Genomic DNA, 14,846 nt, shown 5'->3' with positions numbered 1-14,846 from the left:
ATTCGTTACCAATATCGATGGGGCGATTGATCTGCGCGATCAGAAGGGTCTGCGATGGGGCGACGAAGCGATCAGATGATCTTGACGATGTTCATGCTCACGACCGGGTTTCAGATAGACAGCTGGCGCGCTCCGCGCAGCCGTTCCGACGAGCTCCCGGGGCTCGGCCTGATCACCGATATGGCGGCCGCCGCCGAAGCGGCGAAGATTCACGCCGTCTTCTTCGGCGACAGCGTCGATGTCGGCACGATCCGCGACAACAACATCCGCAACACCGGACTGTACGAGCCCATCAGCGCGATCGGAGCGCTCATCGGCGCGACATCGCGCATCGGTCTCGTCGGATCGCTCTCGACGACCTTCTTCGAGCCGTACAACGCCGCGCGCCAGTTCTCGGGGCTCGACCACCTGAGCGGCGGCCGGGTCGGCTGGAACGTCGTCACGTCGCTGTTCGGGGGTTACCAGAACTTCGGGATGGCCGAGATGCCGAAGCCCGAGGACCGCTATCGCCGTGCCACGGAGTTCGTCGACGTCGTCACGGCCCTCTGGGACAGCTGGGCCGACGACGCGGTGCTCAACGACAGGAAGAGCGGACAGTGGGCCGAGCTGTCCCGCATCCGCGACATCGACCACCACGGCGAGTTCTACGACGTCGCCGGCGCCCTCACCGCACCCCGCCCGCCGCAGGGGCACCCCGTGCTCTTCCAGGCTGGGCAGTCGCCGGCGGGCATGCGCCTCGGGGCGACGCGGGCCGACGTCATCTACACGGCGCAGTCCAACCCGGCCGCGGCGAAGGCGTTCTCCGAGCAGATGCGGACGATGGCGAAGGAGGCCGGCCGCGATCCGCAGCAGCTCAAGATCCTCCCGGGCGTTGTGCCGATCGTGGCGTCGACGGCGAAAGAGGCGGAGGAGCTCTCGCAGGAGCTCGCCAGCTGGATCGACATGGATGCCGGCCGGCGCCGGCTCTCTTCCGCCATGGGCGCCGACCTCGAGGGGCTCGACCCTCACGAGACCGTTCCTGAGGAGCGGTTCATCGCCGGGGGCGGCAACAGCTCGCGCGTCGACGTCCTCCGCGCTCAGGCCCGCGAAGGCAAGACGCTTCGCGAGCTCGTCATCGGCTTCGCCCGCGCGGGCGGCCACCGCATCCTCGTGGGATCGGTCGACGACGTCGCGCAGGCGATGATCGACTGGTTCGACTCCGGCTTCTGCGACGGGTTCAACCTCGACCCGCCCAGCGTGCCCGAGGGCATGGATCGGATGCTGACGCTCCTCGTCCCCGCGCTGCAGGAGCGCGGGTACTTCCACGAAGAGTACTCCGGCAGCACTCTCCGCGAAAGCCTCGCGCTCCCACGGCCCGTCTGGCAATGAGAACGGATGGAGCGGGCGCGGCGCGCCCGCTCCATCCCCCTTAAAGGGTCACGTGTACGGTGCGCGCAGCGCCTCGAGCTCTGCCTGCGTCAGCGCGAGCCCGGATCGCTCGCGGAACGTGTCGCCCGCGTAGTCGGTCTGGAAGTACCCCCGCTCCTGGAGTGCGGGCACGAGGAGCGCCTGCATTCGCCGCACGAGCAAGACGACGAGCGGTTAAACACTCACCGTTGACGGCGCGAGCGTCCACGTCGACGCCACGGCCGGGGCGGGCGTGTCCGCGCCGTGCACGACCTCGCCGTCCGGATCCGCGCCGGACGAGCCATCGCCGATCTCGAGGGCGCGCTGACGCCCGCGCTGGAGGACCACTTCACGAAGCGCTTCGGCTCGGCCGACACCCTGGGCATGCGCAACGCCGCGGGACCAGGCTCTCCCGCGGCGGGTACGTACGCGGCCGTAGAGCCTGGGCACGCCCGCGGTCCCAGTCTGGGGTACGGCCCTTCATCTCACGGTCGCTCGCAGTCGCCGACGCGCCCATAGGCTCGCCGACTCCGATCGCTATCCAAACTGTGGCCGCGGGTCAATACCGACGCCCTGATCGAGCACTTCTGCAGCCTGCGGAGGCAGCGCAAATACTGGTTTGACGGTGCTGGACACCCAATGCTCCCACTGTTGCTTCGTCCCGCCGCCGGAATTCACCCACTGTGGAGTGCCACCGGGTGGAATGAAATCCGCAGCGTGCGGATCGGACGAGTTTCGCTCCAGCCGAGACCGCCGCACGGATGTCTACGCCTACGCAGGCGACAGCACTCACGCCCACCTAGGAAGTGATCGAACGAATTCGTCGGACAGCTTGCCTGTCCCGCGGCAGCGTCGACATTGCGTCATGGTATCGATGCCTGCCGTACGAGTACCTGCGTACGACCGACAAGACGTGTGCCTGGCCGACCGGCATCGATCCGCTGGATTGGCGCGAGGTCCGCCGCAGTCAGCCCGGCGACGGGCGCAACCTCGACCACGTGCCGCTCGAGGAGATCGCCAACGCTATGGCTGTCGTCGCCGAGCTCGGGGGCGGAATGAGCGAGGACGAGCTCAAACGCCAGGCGCTGGCCCTGTTCGGTGGCAAGCGTCTCACCGTCGGTGTCTCGGCGCGGCTGGCCGATGGGCTGCAGCGGGGTCTTGACACCGGACGGCTCGAATGCGAAGAACGAGGATTGTTCCGGGCCGTCGAGCATCAGTAGGTCGTGGCGAGGGAAGGTGCCGGAAGACTCGTCGCTCGAGGATCGGTCGCTCTGTGAGGCAGCGCGTTGCGCGGCTGAGATTGTTCGGATGAAGCCGTGGCTGGCGATCAGCTGAATATCTCATCGTGACGGACGATGGGACCTGGTCGTCGCCCCGATGCCGAAGGGGCATCGCTCCATTTCGACGGCGAGCCCGGCCCGACCTTTGTCGCGCCGCCAGCGTTCTCGCGGTCGCCCGGGAGGGCTTCGACGGTGAGGGCCTCCATCTTGCGGGTCAACGCTGGCGGAAGAGTGAGGCGCGGCTGATCTCAACAAGGGCGCGATAGAGCGAACGCGTCCTCGGGTGCATCTCGACGTCGGCGTCGACGCGGAGCCAAGCGGATCTCGAGCGGATTCAAACTGCGCGAAGAAGTGGCACTGCGGGCTGCCGCAGAACCGATCGAGCGTCGCGCGCGGGCTCAGGGGATCTGAGCGTTCGGTTCTCAATTGCTGACCCGCTGTAGAGCGCATCGGCGCAGGGGGCAAAGGAGATCGAATCGACGGCTTCCGGCGCCTCGGAACTGCGGCGGGACGCAACCTGTCTCATGAACGGTGAGAAAGTCTCACCTGTCCTGAGAACTAACACGTGGAGGGGATGACGGGAATCGAACCCGCGCTATCAGCTTGGGAAGCTGAAGTTCTGCCATTGAACTACATCCCCGGACGACCTTTCGGCGCCTGGACAGGATAACAGAGACGCCCGCGAGGACCCACGCGGCGCATGATTCCTGCACTTCGGATAGGCACTGTCCGGGCTCGGCGTGACGGCTGGGCCTGCTGCGCGTTCCGCGTTCGGATGGCAGGAATTGTGGTCCACCATGGCGCCGCTAGGCTTGCGGCGTGCTGCTCTCAGACCGCGACATCCGCCTCGAAATCGACGCCGGCCGGATCGGGCTCGAGCCCTGGGAACCGGGGATGGTGCAGCCGTCGAGCGTGGACGTGCGGCTCGATCGCTACTTCCGGCTCTTCGACAACCACAAGTACCCGTTCATCGACCCGGCCGAGGATCAGCCCGAGCTGACGCACCTGATCGAGACCGCGCCGGAGGAGCCGTTCATCCTGCACCCGGGCGAGTTCGTCCTGGGCAGCACCTTCGAGCTGGTCGCGCTGCCCGACGACATCGCCGCGCGGTTGGAGGGGAAGTCCTCGCTCGGGCGGCTCGGGCTGCTCACCCACTCCACCGCGGGATTCATCGATCCCGGCTTCTCGGGCCACGTCACACTGGAACTCTCGAACGTCGCGACCCTGCCGATCAAGCTGTGGCCGGGGATGAAGATCGGGCAGCTGTGCTTCTTCCGGCTGTCCTCGCCCACCGAGAATCCGTACGGCTCCGGCCCCTACGGCAATCGGTATCAAGGACAGCGTGGGCCGACGGCATCCCGCTCGTTCCAGAACTTCCACCGCACCGACGTGGGATCGAGCGATGCGGGTTCGCGCGGCCACTGAGCCGATGCTCGCCGCGAGGACGACGCCGCACGGACGACCTGCTCGGGTCTCACGCCGCTGGGTTTAGGTTGAGGCCATGACCGGCGTCTGGTTGGCCGCGCTGAGCGGACTCATCGCAGCCGCCACACTCCTGCTGGGCGCAGCGATCGCGTGGTTCGTCGACATCCCGCAGCGGGTCGTGGCCGGCATCCTGGCGCTCGGCGCCGGCGTGCTCATCGCGACCGTGGCATTTGAACTCGTCGACCAAGCGGTGTCGGACGGCGGGGTCGGACCGACGGCGGGAGGGCTGCTGGTCGGGGCGCTCCTGTATATCGTGGCGGACTGGCTCGTGTCTCGGCCCTCTCAGCCTGCGACGGGTGCTCCGGCGAACATCGTGGACCGGCGCAGCACCGCGCGATTCGCGAGCGGGACGGGCGCGGCGATCGCGATCGGCGCCCTGATCGACGGCATCCCAGAATCGATCGTCATGGGACTGGCGGTGCTGCACGGCGGCGGCATCAGCATCCCGATCGTCGTCGCCGTCGCGATCAGCAATTTCCCGGAAGGGCTCGGGTCCACCGCCGCTCTCAAGAGGGGCGGCTCCAGCGCACGCAGAGTCGCGCTGCTGTGGGGTGGCATCGCGCTCATCACGGTCGTCGCGACGCTGCTGGGCTACCTCGCGTTCCAGCCCGCATCCGACGCGTTCATCGCATTCGTCATCGCGATCGCCGCGGGAGGGCTGCTTGCGATGATCTGCAACACCATGATTCCCGAGGCCTTCGAAAAGCAGCGGACGCTCACCGGTCTGTGGGCGACGCTCGGGTTCCTTGCCGCGTTCCTCCTGCACGAGGTTGCGGGCTGAACCCGTCGCCTCGTGCAGGAGGAACGCGGGGGCGGTCGCGCAGCCCAACGGGTTGAGAGTGGGGTCGCTGAGCGATAAGAGACGCCGATGGGGCGAGGCACCAGGGTGCCCCGCCCCATCAGCGAGGGCCGCGCGTCAGGCAGCGGCATTGCGCGATGCCGCGTACCCGGCGGCAAAGCCGCGCTCGAAGGCGTGTTCGCTCTCGTGGGGATGGCCGCCCCCGCACCGGTGCGCGTGGGCGTGGCCGTGGCCGTGCTCGTGCGCGGGGCCGCGGCCGTGCTCATCTGGACCGTAGCCGTAGCCGTAGCCGTAGCCGTGGTTGCCGCGGTGGTGGTGGCCGTGGTGATGACCGCGGCCGTGACCGCGGAACGCGAACCCAGGACCGAAACCGGGCCCAGGACCGAAACCGAACCCACGACCGGACCCAGGACCGAACCCAGGACCGAAGCCGCGGTCGGACGCGGTGTCGTGATCCGCCGCGAAGCCGGGTCCGAACCCACGGCCGGACCCCCGCCGCGGCGTCCGGGCGCCCTCATCCCATCCCAGCTCCCGGGCGATGGCCTCCAGCGAGGCCAGGGTGGTGGCGAAGTCCTCGGGCGAGACCGCGCCGGCCACGCGCGAGCGGACGCCCTCCACGATCTCGCCGAGGCGCTCGCGGGCCGCTTGCCCTTGGTCGGTGAGCACCCAGGTGCCGTCGCCGGTCTGTTCGATCCAGCCGCGATCCTCCAGCCCGCGCAGCCGCTTGCCCTTGCGGACGAAGCGGTCCGCGAACGCAGGCAGGTCGAGGTCGCCCGAGAGTGCGTTGAGCAGCATCCAGTCCCGGCGGGTGACGCCGGTCCCGTCGAAGGCCGCGGCGAACTCGCGGCTGAGCAGATAGTCGACCGTGCGCAACCAGTACCCGAGCGGACGGTCGGTGGGCACGCCTCCCGGCGTGCCGGCGGTTCCCTCATCGGAGGAGGGGTCGTTGACATTGGTGTCTTCGTCGTTCATCAGAAGTCCTTTTCCAGGGGGCGGCACGAGCGGCCACCGATGTTGCATGTAGAAGAACATGTACATGTAGGGTGACATGCAGTCGCGGAACATGTCAAGACACATGTAAATTCGAAGAATGACATCCGCACCCTCCGATCCCGCCGACGCGATCGCGTCAGCGCTCGCCCGCCTGCGCGGGCGGCGGATGCCGCGACCGCCGTGGGACGGGAGCCACGGCCCCGGCGCACATCACGGCGACCCCGGCGACCATCGCCGTGACGGGGGCTGGATGCGCGGCGGTCCGCACGCCATGCACGGCACGCACGGCGGCATGGGCGGTCCAGCGCCGTGGGGCGGCGGACCGCGGATCGGCGGACCCGCGCGACTGAGGCTGCTCGAGGCGCTGTCCGCGGCAGCCGGGCCGCTGTCGGTCAACGAGCTCGCCGATGCGGTGGGAGTCGATCAGCCCCGCGCCTCGCGCCTGGTGCAGCAGGCGGCGCAGATGGGGCTGGTGCGTCGGGAAGCAGACCCGGACGATGCTCGTCGCACGCGCGTGGCCCTGACCGATCAGGGGCTCGCGATCGTCCGGGGCTTCCGCGGCGAGCGTCGGAATGCCGTCGACTCGGCGCTCGCCTCGTTCAGCGAGCAGGAGCGTACCGAACTGGCCCGCCTGCTCACGAAGCTCGCGGACTCCTGGCCGAAGTGAGCGCGCCGACCGCGCAGCGACCCTCGCCGCCGGGGCGCGACGACCCGCGCCAGGCCTGAGCCTGCCGGGGCGTCAGTCCTTCAGCCGCTCCTGCACGGCCTTCACCGGGATCAGCAGCAGCAGCCCGACTGCCAGGACCAGCACGATGCCCAGGATGCCGAAGTACGCGGCGCCGAACACCGACACGAACACGGCGAACATGGTCGGCGCCAGGAATGAGACCGCGCGGCCGGTCGTCGCGTACAGGCCGAACACCTCGCCCTCACGACCCGGCGGGATGATCCGCGCCAGGAACGTCCGCGAGGCGGACTGAGCCGGACCGACGAACAGGCACAGGGCGAGCCCCGCCGTCCAGAACACGATCTGCCCGCCGTCGTGCAGGAAGAACACGAGCAGGCCGGAGATGATCAGGCCGACCAGGGCGGCGACGATCACCGGCTTGGCCCCGAGCCGGTCATCGAGGGCACCCACCAGGATGGTCGAGACGCCGGCGACGACGTTGGCCGCGATGGCGAAGATGATCACCTCTCCGGGGGAGAAGCCGAACACGGATGCCGCGAGCACGCCGCCGAACAGGAACACGCCCGCCAGGCCGTCGCGGAAGACGGCGCTGGCCAGCAGGAACCACACCGTGTGCCGCGACTCCCGCCACATCTTCGCGATGTCGTGTCCCAGGCGCACGTACGAGGCGAAGAACCCGACGCGCTGCCGCCGGACCCCTGCGCCGCGGTACTCGGGAACGGCGAACAGGACCGGCAGCGCGAACAGCCCGAACCAGGCCGCCGAGACCAGCACCGCGGCCCGGACCGGCAGCCCGTCGCCTTCGGGCACCCCGAACAGTCCCTCGATGAAGCCGAAGTAGACGATCAGCAGCAGGACGATCCCGCCGATGTAGCCCATTCCCCAGCCGAAGCCGCTGACCTTGCCGATCGAGCGCGGTGTGGACACCTGCGAGAGCATTGCGTTGTAGTTGACGCCGGCGAACTCGAAGAACACGTTGCCGCCGGCGACCAGCAGCAGTCCGAGCCAGAGGAAGGACGGGTCGGGCTCCACGAAGAACATCGCCGCCGTCGCGGCCACGACGATGTACGTGTTCACCGCCAGCCACAGCTTGCGGCGCCCCGAGGTGTCCGAGCGCTGCCCGGTCACCGGTGCGAGCACGGCGATCACCAGCCCGGCGCCGGCCAGCGCCCAGCCCAGCAGCGCCTCCACCGTGCCCGTCGGTCCGAAGGCCGAACTGGTGAGGTACACCGTGAAGACGAAGGTGGTCACGACCGCGTTGAACGCCGCCGAGCCCCAGTCCCACAGGCCCCAGGCCAGCACGATGCGCTTGCGGGTGCTGGATGGACGCTCCTCCGCGGCCATCGCCGTGGCCAGCGCATCGGTCGGGGTGACGCCGGAGAACTGCGGCCCCTCAGGCGTCGTCCCACGAAGATCAGGATCGCTCATGTCCGTCACGGTAGGGCCCTTCGGTGAACGGCGGGTGCGGCAGTGCACGCGGGCCGCGTCTCTGCGGCCTGCTCAGGCTACCCCGGCATGCACCGCCTGGCGGAAGCGACGACGCCGGTACCGCGGACGGTGCCATTATGTACGCATGCCTGCCCACGTCGAACGCGCCGAGCTGCCTGGAATCGGTGTCCGCCACGACATCGTGACCGAGGAGGGCCGCCGGCTCTCGGTACTGAACCTCCGCGACGGCGGCCGTCAGATCGCGCTGTCCGATGAGGACGATCCCGACCGTGCCGGCGAGACGATCACCCTCAGCGACGACGAGGCGATCGCCCTGTCCGAAGTGCTCGGCGCCTCCGTCCTGCTCACCGAACTGGCCGGTTTGCGCCATCAGGTCGAAGGCCTCGCCGTCGAGCAGATCCCGGTGCGCGCCGACTCTCCCTTCGTGGCTCGCCCGCTCGGGGACACCAGAGCCCGCACCCGCACCCGATGCTCGATCGTCGCGATCGTGCGGGCGACCGAGATCCTGCCCGCTCCGGGGCCGGACGACGTTCTGCGCAGCGGCGACTTGCTCGTCGTCGTCGGCACGCGTGATGGCCTCGACCACCTCGTCCGCATCGTCAGCGGCACCTGATCGCAGCGGATGGCCCACAGCGCGCTCGTCCTCGTCGAGATCGGCGCGCTCATCCTCGGGATCGGGCTGCTCAGCCGGCTGGCGTCTCGCCTGGAGATCTCACCGATCCCGCTGATCCTGCTGGGCGGTCTCGCATTCGGCGAGGGTGGATTCTTCCCCTTCACGCAGGGCGAGGAATTCATCGAGATCGGCGCCGAGATCGGCGTCATCCTCCTGCTGCTTATGCTGGGACTGGAATACACCGCACGCGAACTGGTCTCCAGCCTGAACGGATCGAAGGCCGCCGGCCTGATCGACATGGCGCTGAACGCGGTTCCCGGGGCCCTGCTGGCGCTGCTGCTCGGCTGGGGCCCGGTCGCCGCGGTCGCGATGGCGGGCATCACCTGGGTCTCCTCGTCCGGCGTCGTCGCCAAGGTCCTGCAGGACCTCGGCCGTCTCACCAACCGCGAGACGCCCGTCGTGCTGTCGATCCTGGTCATCGAGGATCTGGCCATGGCGTTCTACCTTCCGGTGCTGACCGCGCTCCTGGTCGGGACCGGCCTGCTGGCCGGCACCGTCTCGGTGGTGGTCGCCCTCGCCTCGGTCGCGCTGATCCTGTACGTCGCGCTGCGCCACAGCAGGATCGTGTCCCGCCTCGTCTGGTCCAAGGAGGCCGACGTCCTGCTGCTGTCGGTGTTCGGCCTGACGCTGCTGGTCGCGGGCCTCGCCGAGGGCGCCAACGTGTCGGCCGCCGTCGGAGCGTTCCTGGTCGGCATCGCGATCTCCGGGCCTGCCGCCAAGCACGCGCAGCGCGTGCTGACACCGCTGCGGGACCTCTTCGCGGCGGTGTTCTTCCTCTTCGTCGGCCTCTCCACCGATCCCGGCGAGCTGCTCTCGATGCTCGTGCCGGCGATCCTGCTCGCGATCGTGACGATGGGCACCAAACTCCTGACCGGCTACATCGCCGCGCGGCGCGCCGGCATCGGTGAGGCCGGACGCTGGCGCGCGGGCTTCGCGCTGATGCCGCGCGGCGAATTCTCCATCGTCATCGCGGCCCTGGCCGTCGCGGCCGGCGTGGACCGGTCCCTCGCCGCCCTCGCGACGGCCTATGTCCTGATCACGATGGTGGCCGGCCCGCTCCTTGCCCGCATCCCGGATTCCGGCCGGTTCATCCAGACCACCCGACGCATCGAGGCCAAGCGCCACGCGGGTTCCGCCACGGCCGGTTAGCGGCGCTCAGGCGCGCCGCGCGGACCACTCCTGCTCCAGCATCGCGTAGACGCCGGTGTCGGCCCACTCGCCCTTGAACCACATGTGCTCGCGGAAGTGCGCTTCACGGCGCATCCCGAGTCGTTCGCACAGCGCGACGGATGCCGCATTCCGAGGGTCCAGTTCGGCGAAGACCCGGTGCAGGCCGAGCTCGCCGAACGACAGGTCCAGGAGCAGTCCGGCGGCCTCTCGGGCGTAGCCGCGCCCCTGGAAACGAGGATCCAGGAGCCAGCCGAGCTCGCCGGCCTTATCCGGCACGCTGGCGAGCCTGAGATACATGGTCCCGATCAGCTGCCCTGCGCTGTTGCGGATCGCGGGCTGAAGGTAATCGTCCGGCGCGGCCAGGCGCGTGGCCGCGGCATCCCGGTCCAAGACGTCCCGCACGCGCTCCGGCGAGCGCGGCTCGTAGAGCAGGTAGCGGCAGACCTCGGGATCGGACTGGATGGGGTACAGCGCGTCGAAGTCGTGGGGGCGGAGCAGATCCAGGCTCACCCGGTCGCCCTGAATCGGCTCTCGGAACTCCCACGGCAGGGGCATGGGCCCATCCTGACAGCCGGAGCCGTACGCCGCAGCCTGCGTGCACCGGAGACCGCAAAGTTGAGCCATTCCTTATCAAGTTCATTTGACAGGCTCGAGCGACCTCCGGTAACCTTGAGTCATCGCGGCTCAACCCCTTCGAGGCCGAGGCTCACGTCTCCGGTTCGGGGTTGCCCGCCAACGACTTCACACCACCCGGGGTCCGGATTCGTCCGCCCCTGAACAAGGAGAGAGAAACACATGGCCCGTGCTGTTGGAATCGACCTGGGAACCACGAACTCTGTCGTGGCCGTCCTCGAGGGCGGCGAGCCGAAGGTCATCGCGAACGCCGAAGGCTTCCGTACCACCCCGTCCGTGACCGCGTTCACCAAGGACGGCGAGGTGCTGGTCGGCGAGACCGCCAAGCGCCAGGCCGTCACGAACGTCGAGCGGACCATCTCGTCGGTCAAGCGCCACATGGGCACCGACTGGAAGTTCGACGTCGACGGCAAGAAGTGGACCCCGCAGGAGATCTCTGCGCGCATTCTGGGCAAGCTCAAGCGCGACGCCGAGGAGTATCTCGGTGACACCGTGACGGATGCCGTCATCACCGTGCCCGCGTACTTCAACGACGCCGAGCGCCAGGCGACCAAGGAAGCCGGTGAGATCGCCGGCCTGAACGTGCTGCGCATCATCAACGAGCCGACTGCGGCCGCCCTCGCCTACGGTCTGGACAAGGGCAAGGAGGACGAGCTCATCCTCGTCTTCGACCTCGGTGGCGGAACGTTCGACGTGTCCCTGCTGGAAGTGGGCAAGGACGACGACTTCTCGACCATCCAGGTGCGCTCCACCGCCGGTGACAACCGCCTCGGCGGTGACGACTGGGACCAGCGTCTGGTGGACTACTTCATCAAGCAGTTCAAGGACACCACCGGTGTGGACGTCTCCCACGACAAGATCGCGCTGCAGCGTCTGAAGGAGGCCGCGGAGCAGGCCAAGAAGGAGCTCTCCAGCTCCATGTCCACCTCCGTGAACCTGCCCTACCTGTCGCTGACCGACAGCGGACCGGTCTCGCTGTCCGAGACGATCACGCGCGCGAAGTTCGAGGACCTCACCAAGGACCTGCTGGACCGCACGAAGAAGCCGTTCGAGGATGTCATCCGCGAGGCCGGCATCAAGGTCTCCGACATCGACCACGTCGTGCTCGTGGGTGGATCCACCCGCATGCCCGCCGTCGCCGAACTGGTCAAGCAGGAGGCCGGCAAGGAGCCCAACAAGGGCGTCAACCCGGACGAGGTCGTCGCCGTGGGCGCCGCACTGCAGGCCGGTGTCCTGCGCGGTGAGCGCAAGGACGTGCTGCTGATCGACGTCACCCCCCTGAGCCTCGGCATCGAGACCAAGGGTGGCATCATGACGAAGCTGATCGAGCGCAACACCGCGATTCCGACCAAGCGCAGCGAGACCTTCACCACGGCCGATGACAACCAGCCGTCGGTGGCGATCCAGGTGTTCCAGGGCGAGCGCGACTTCACCCGCGACAACAAGCCGCTGGGCACGTTCGAGCTCACCGGCATCGCCCCCGCGCCGCGCGGCATCCCGCAGGTCGAGGTCACGTTCGACATCGACGCGAACGGCATCGTGCACGTGTCCGCCAAGGACAAGGGCACCGGCAAGGAGCAGTCGATGACGATCACCGGCGGCTCGTCGCTGCCGAAGGAGGACATCGAGCGCATGGTGCGCGAGGCCGAGGAGCACGCGGCCGAGGACAAGAAGCGCCGTGAGTCGGCCGAGGTCCGCAACCAGGCCGAGACGCTGTCGTATTCGATCGACAAGCTGATCAAGGACAACGACGACAAGCTGCCCACCGACGTCAAGACCGAGGTGCAGGCCGACGTGGACGCGCTCAAGGCCGCGCTGGCCGGCGAGGACGACGACGCGGTCAAGACCGCGTTCGACAAGCTGAACCAGAGCCAGGGCAAGCTGGGCGAGGCCATCTACGCGTCCGGTCAGGCTTCGCAGTCCGCTCCGGATGCCGGGGCCGATGCTTCGGCCGGCGCCGGCGCCGCGGACGGGGCCGCCTCATCCGATGAGGATGTGATCGACGCCGAGGTCGTCGACGACGAGGACGAAGAGAAGAAGTAGCCATGACGGACAAGAACTTCGAAGAGCACAGCGCTGATCGCGAGCCTGCCGACGAGGTTCGACCGGACGAGGAGGGGTCGGAGGCGCAGGTCTCCGGCCCCGACTCGCAGCCGGGCGAATCCGACGAGGGCTGGACGGTCGAGGACATCCTGAACGCCGCGCAGACCGTCGATGCCGCGTCCGAGGACGCCGGTGCCGCCGACCCGGATGCGCCCCTGATGGTCGACCTCAAGCGGCTGCAGGCCGAGTACGCCAACTATCGACGGCGCACCGAGGACCAGCGCGAGCGCGAGATCGAACGAGCCAGGGGCGAGGCCGTGAAGGGTCTCCTGCCGGTGCTCGATGATTTCGACCGCGCCGACAAGCACGGCGATCTGGTCGAGGGCAGCCCCCTCGCGGCGATCGGCGACAAGGTGCGCGCGCTGGCCGAGAAGCTGGGTGCCGTCGCGTACGGCGTCGTCGGAGAACCCTTCGACCCGCAGCAGCACGAGGCGATCTTCCAGGCGCCGACACCGGGGACCACCGAGCCGACGATCCTCGAGGTCGTCGAAGTCGGCTACCGCCTGGGTTCGGTCGAACTGCGGCCCGCGAAGGTGGTCGTCGCGGTGCCGGCCGAGTAAGCAGGAGGATCACTGGATGGCCAGTCAAGACTGGTTCGACAAGGACTTCTACAAGGTCCTGGGTGTCGATAAGAGCGTCAGCGAGGCCGACCTGAAGAAGACCTACCGCAAGCTCGCGCGCACGTACCACCCCGACTCCAATCAGGGTGACGCGAAGGCGGAGGCCAAGTTCAAAGAGGTCAGCGAGGCGTACTCGGTGCTCTCCGACCCGGAACAGCGCAAGGAGTACGACCAGATCCGGGCGATGGGCTCGGGGGCTCGTTTCACGGCGGGCGATCAGCCCGGCGGGTTCGAGGACGTCTTCAGCATGTTCGGGCAGGGCCGTGGCGCCCGCCAGGCGGCGCCGGAGGACTTCGACGACATCTTCAGCATGTTCAACCAGCAGCAGGGCGGCGGTTTCGGCTCCGGTCGGTTCGGCCAGCCCTCGGGCGGATTCCGCGGGTACGGCGGCCCGCGCCGGGGCGCCGACGTGACCGCCCGCACGACGATCGATTTCATCACCGCGACCCGCGGCGAGACGATCACGCTGCAGGGCGAGGACGGCAAGCCGTTCAAGGTGAAGATCCCCGCCGGCGTCGCGGACGGCCAGAAGATCCGCCTGCGCGGGCGGGGGCGTCCGTCCCCGGATGGCGGCGAGTCCGGTGACATCGTCGTTCAGGTGGCGGTGCGACCGCACCCGGTGTTCACCCGGGAGGGGCTCAACCTCCGGGTCACCGTGCCGGTGACCTTCACCGAGGCTGCGCTCGGCGCGACGATCGAGGTGCCCACCCTCGGCGGCGATCCCGTGAAGCTGCGCGTTGCGCCCGGCACGCCATCGGGCCGGGTGCTGCGTGTGAAAGGCCGCGGCGTGCAGACCGGGAAAGGCACCGGAGACCTCCTGGCCGAGGTGCAGGTCGCGGTGCCGTCGCATCTGGACGAGGCGGCCCGCGAGGCGCTTCAGCGGTTCCACGATCTGGAGCCGAAAGAGAACCCTCGCGCGGACCTGATGTCGAAGGCGCGCGGATAGCCCGCAGCGGGCTGAGCAACGAGATCCAGTGAGAGAGGGGATGAGGTGAGAGGGATGGCTGACCGAGAGATCGACGAGGACGCCCCGATCTTCGCGATCGCCGTCGCCGCCGAACTCGCCGGCATGCACCCGCAGACTCTGCGGCAGTATGACCGGCTCGGCCTGGTGGTTCCGGCCCGCACGCGGGGCGGATCGCGCCGCTATTCCACGCGGCATGTGGAGCAGCTGCGCGAAGTCGCCCGTCTCTCCTCCGACGGCATGAGCCTGCCGGCGATCGCCCGCATCATCGAGCTCGAAGATCGCGTCCGCGAACTGCACCATCGGGTCAACGATCTCGAGGCCCGCATGCGCGCCGAACTGGAGAACCGCCCCGGTGCGCGCGTCTTCGCCGCCGGGGCCACAGGGTCGGTGATCACGCTGCGTCAGGGCCGACGGGTGCGGCGTGCGACCGACATCGTGGTCTGGCGACCGCGCCTGGCACTGGAGAACGTGCCGGACGCGCCGGACGGGACGCCGGAAGAGGCGGTGGGTTCGCGCGGCGGAGTCGGCGCAGCCGAGACCCAGGGCTGAGTCCGGCGCGCTCCGGAGAGGCTTGGCGGCGGAGGCGGGAGCGAGCACACT

15 protein-coding genes and 1 tRNA gene are annotated in these 14,846 nt (G+C 68.8%); 11 read left to right on the top strand and 5 right to left on the bottom strand.

Annotated elements, in window-relative coordinates:
- Window positions 1–75 precede the first annotated feature (75 nt).
- Window positions 76–1,368, top strand: coding sequence for an NtaA/DmoA family FMN-dependent monooxygenase (locus tag QNO12_RS16405; protein WP_257501066.1), 1,293 nt, complete (start codon window positions 76–78; stop codon window positions 1,366–1,368).
- A 48-nt stretch (window positions 1,369–1,416) separates the two neighbouring features.
- On the opposite strand, the gene QNO12_RS16400 is transcribed toward QNO12_RS16405, so the two are convergent.
- The gene (locus QNO12_RS16400) at window positions 1,417–1,539 is read right to left on the bottom strand and encodes a hypothetical protein (RefSeq protein ID WP_257501067.1); all 123 of its coding nucleotides are present in this window, start codon (window positions 1,537–1,539) and stop codon (window positions 1,417–1,419) included.
- A gap of 653 nt (window positions 1,540–2,192) precedes the next feature.
- Here QNO12_RS16400 and QNO12_RS16395 point away from each other — a divergent pair.
- Window positions 2,193–2,606: a hypothetical protein gene (locus tag QNO12_RS16395; RefSeq protein WP_257501068.1), complete on the top strand. Its 414-nt coding sequence runs from the start codon at window positions 2,193–2,195 to the stop codon at window positions 2,604–2,606.
- A gap of 626 nt (window positions 2,607–3,232) precedes the next feature.
- Here the strand turns inward: QNO12_RS16395 and QNO12_RS16390 are convergent.
- Window positions 3,233–3,306, bottom strand: a tRNA-Gly gene (locus QNO12_RS16390).
- 179 nt (window positions 3,307–3,485) lie between these two features.
- Between QNO12_RS16390 and dcd the strand changes: the two genes are divergently transcribed.
- Window positions 3,486–4,091: a dCTP deaminase gene (gene dcd / locus QNO12_RS16385; RefSeq protein ID WP_257501069.1), complete on the top strand. Its 606-nt coding sequence runs from the start codon at window positions 3,486–3,488 to the stop codon at window positions 4,089–4,091.
- 76 nt (window positions 4,092–4,167) lie between these two features.
- Window positions 4,168–4,932 carry a ZIP family metal transporter gene (locus tag QNO12_RS16380; RefSeq protein ID WP_257501070.1) on the top strand — a complete coding sequence of 255 codons (765 nt, stop codon included), beginning with the start codon at window positions 4,168–4,170 and terminating at the stop codon, window positions 4,930–4,932.
- A gap of 135 nt (window positions 4,933–5,067) precedes the next feature.
- Here QNO12_RS16380 and QNO12_RS16375 read toward each other — a convergent pair whose 3' ends face one another.
- Window positions 5,068–5,922 carry a MarR family winged helix-turn-helix transcriptional regulator gene (locus QNO12_RS16375; protein WP_257501071.1) on the bottom strand — a complete coding sequence of 285 codons (855 nt, stop codon included), beginning with the start codon at window positions 5,920–5,922 and terminating at the stop codon, window positions 5,068–5,070.
- A 118-nt stretch (window positions 5,923–6,040) separates the two neighbouring features.
- Between QNO12_RS16375 and QNO12_RS16370 the strand changes: the two genes are divergently transcribed.
- Window positions 6,041–6,610, top strand: coding sequence for a MarR family winged helix-turn-helix transcriptional regulator (locus QNO12_RS16370; RefSeq protein WP_257501072.1), 570 nt, complete (start codon window positions 6,041–6,043; stop codon window positions 6,608–6,610).
- A 72-nt stretch (window positions 6,611–6,682) separates the two neighbouring features.
- On the opposite strand, the gene QNO12_RS16365 is transcribed toward QNO12_RS16370, so the two are convergent.
- On the bottom strand, window positions 6,683–8,059 hold the full coding sequence (locus tag QNO12_RS16365) for an MFS transporter (RefSeq protein ID WP_374761005.1): 1,377 nt from the start codon (window positions 8,057–8,059) through the stop codon (window positions 6,683–6,685).
- A gap of 145 nt (window positions 8,060–8,204) precedes the next feature.
- Between QNO12_RS16365 and QNO12_RS16360 the strand changes: the two genes are divergently transcribed.
- Together QNO12_RS16360 and QNO12_RS16355 are read left to right on the top strand one after the other, a co-directional pair.
- Window positions 8,205–8,693 carry a cation:proton antiporter regulatory subunit gene (locus QNO12_RS16360; RefSeq protein ID WP_257501073.1) on the top strand — a complete coding sequence of 163 codons (489 nt, stop codon included), beginning with the start codon at window positions 8,205–8,207 and terminating at the stop codon, window positions 8,691–8,693.
- 9 nt (window positions 8,694–8,702) lie between these two features.
- Entirely contained in the window at window positions 8,703–9,902 is a 1,200-nt protein-coding gene (locus QNO12_RS16355; protein WP_257501074.1) for a cation:proton antiporter, read from the top strand.
- A gap of 6 nt (window positions 9,903–9,908) precedes the next feature.
- Here QNO12_RS16355 and QNO12_RS16350 read toward each other — a convergent pair whose 3' ends face one another.
- Window positions 9,909–10,478 carry a GNAT family N-acetyltransferase gene (locus tag QNO12_RS16350; RefSeq protein WP_257501075.1) on the bottom strand — a complete coding sequence of 190 codons (570 nt, stop codon included), beginning with the start codon at window positions 10,476–10,478 and terminating at the stop codon, window positions 9,909–9,911.
- A gap of 240 nt (window positions 10,479–10,718) precedes the next feature.
- Between QNO12_RS16350 and dnaK the strand changes: the two genes are divergently transcribed.
- The 4 genes from dnaK to QNO12_RS16330 are packed head-to-tail and all read left to right on the top strand — an operon-like array spanning window position 10,719 to window position 14,795.
- A complete protein-coding gene (dnaK, locus tag QNO12_RS16345; protein ID WP_257501076.1) occupies window positions 10,719–12,599 on the top strand; it encodes a molecular chaperone DnaK in 1,881 nt (626 codons plus the stop codon).
- A 2-nt stretch (window positions 12,600–12,601) separates the two neighbouring features.
- Window positions 12,602–13,219, top strand: coding sequence for a nucleotide exchange factor GrpE (locus tag QNO12_RS16340; RefSeq protein ID WP_257501077.1), 618 nt, complete (start codon window positions 12,602–12,604; stop codon window positions 13,217–13,219).
- A gap of 16 nt (window positions 13,220–13,235) precedes the next feature.
- A complete protein-coding gene (locus QNO12_RS16335) occupies window positions 13,236–14,225 on the top strand; it encodes a DnaJ C-terminal domain-containing protein (protein ID WP_257501078.1) in 990 nt (329 codons plus the stop codon).
- Between the two features lie 54 nt (window positions 14,226–14,279).
- The gene (locus QNO12_RS16330) at window positions 14,280–14,795 is read left to right on the top strand and encodes a heat shock protein transcriptional repressor HspR (RefSeq protein WP_257501079.1); all 516 of its coding nucleotides are present in this window, start codon (window positions 14,280–14,282) and stop codon (window positions 14,793–14,795) included.
- Window positions 14,796–14,846 lie beyond the last annotated feature (51 nt).

The organism is Microbacterium sp. zg-B185 (genome assembly GCF_030246885.1).
Taxonomy (GTDB): domain Bacteria; phylum Actinomycetota; class Actinomycetes; order Actinomycetales; family Microbacteriaceae; genus Microbacterium.
This window is presented reverse-complemented; position numbering and strand designations above follow the sequence as displayed.

Bases quoted from the DNA above. Each gene is read 5' to 3' on its own strand.
- QNO12_RS16330 (WP_257501079.1), top strand. From the start codon at position 14,280: ATGGCTGACCGAGAGATCGACGAGGACGCCCCGATCTTCGCGATCGCC.
- QNO12_RS16360 (WP_257501073.1), top strand. From the start codon at position 8,205: ATGCCTGCCCACGTCGAACGCGCCGAGCTGCCTGGAATCGGTGTCCGC.
- QNO12_RS16370 (WP_257501072.1), top strand. From the start codon at position 6,041: ATGACATCCGCACCCTCCGATCCCGCCGACGCGATCGCGTCAGCGCTC.
- QNO12_RS16340 (WP_257501077.1), top strand. From the start codon at position 12,602: ATGACGGACAAGAACTTCGAAGAGCACAGCGCTGATCGCGAGCCTGCC.
- dnaK (WP_257501076.1), top strand. From the start codon at position 10,719: ATGGCCCGTGCTGTTGGAATCGACCTGGGAACCACGAACTCTGTCGTG.
- QNO12_RS16405 (WP_257501066.1), top strand. From the start codon at position 76: ATGATCTTGACGATGTTCATGCTCACGACCGGGTTTCAGATAGACAGC.
- QNO12_RS16335 (WP_257501078.1), top strand. From the start codon at position 13,236: ATGGCCAGTCAAGACTGGTTCGACAAGGACTTCTACAAGGTCCTGGGT.
- QNO12_RS16355 (WP_257501074.1), top strand. From the start codon at position 8,703: ATGGCCCACAGCGCGCTCGTCCTCGTCGAGATCGGCGCGCTCATCCTC.
- QNO12_RS16375 (WP_257501071.1), bottom strand. From the start codon at position 5,922: ATGAACGACGAAGACACCAATGTCAACGACCCCTCCTCCGATGAGGGA.
- QNO12_RS16365 (WP_374761005.1), bottom strand. From the start codon at position 8,059: ATGAGCGATCCTGATCTTCGTGGGACGACGCCTGAGGGGCCGCAGTTC.
- QNO12_RS16380 (WP_257501070.1), top strand. From the start codon at position 4,168: ATGACCGGCGTCTGGTTGGCCGCGCTGAGCGGACTCATCGCAGCCGCC.
- QNO12_RS16350 (WP_257501075.1), bottom strand. From the start codon at position 10,478: ATGCCCCTGCCGTGGGAGTTCCGAGAGCCGATTCAGGGCGACCGGGTG.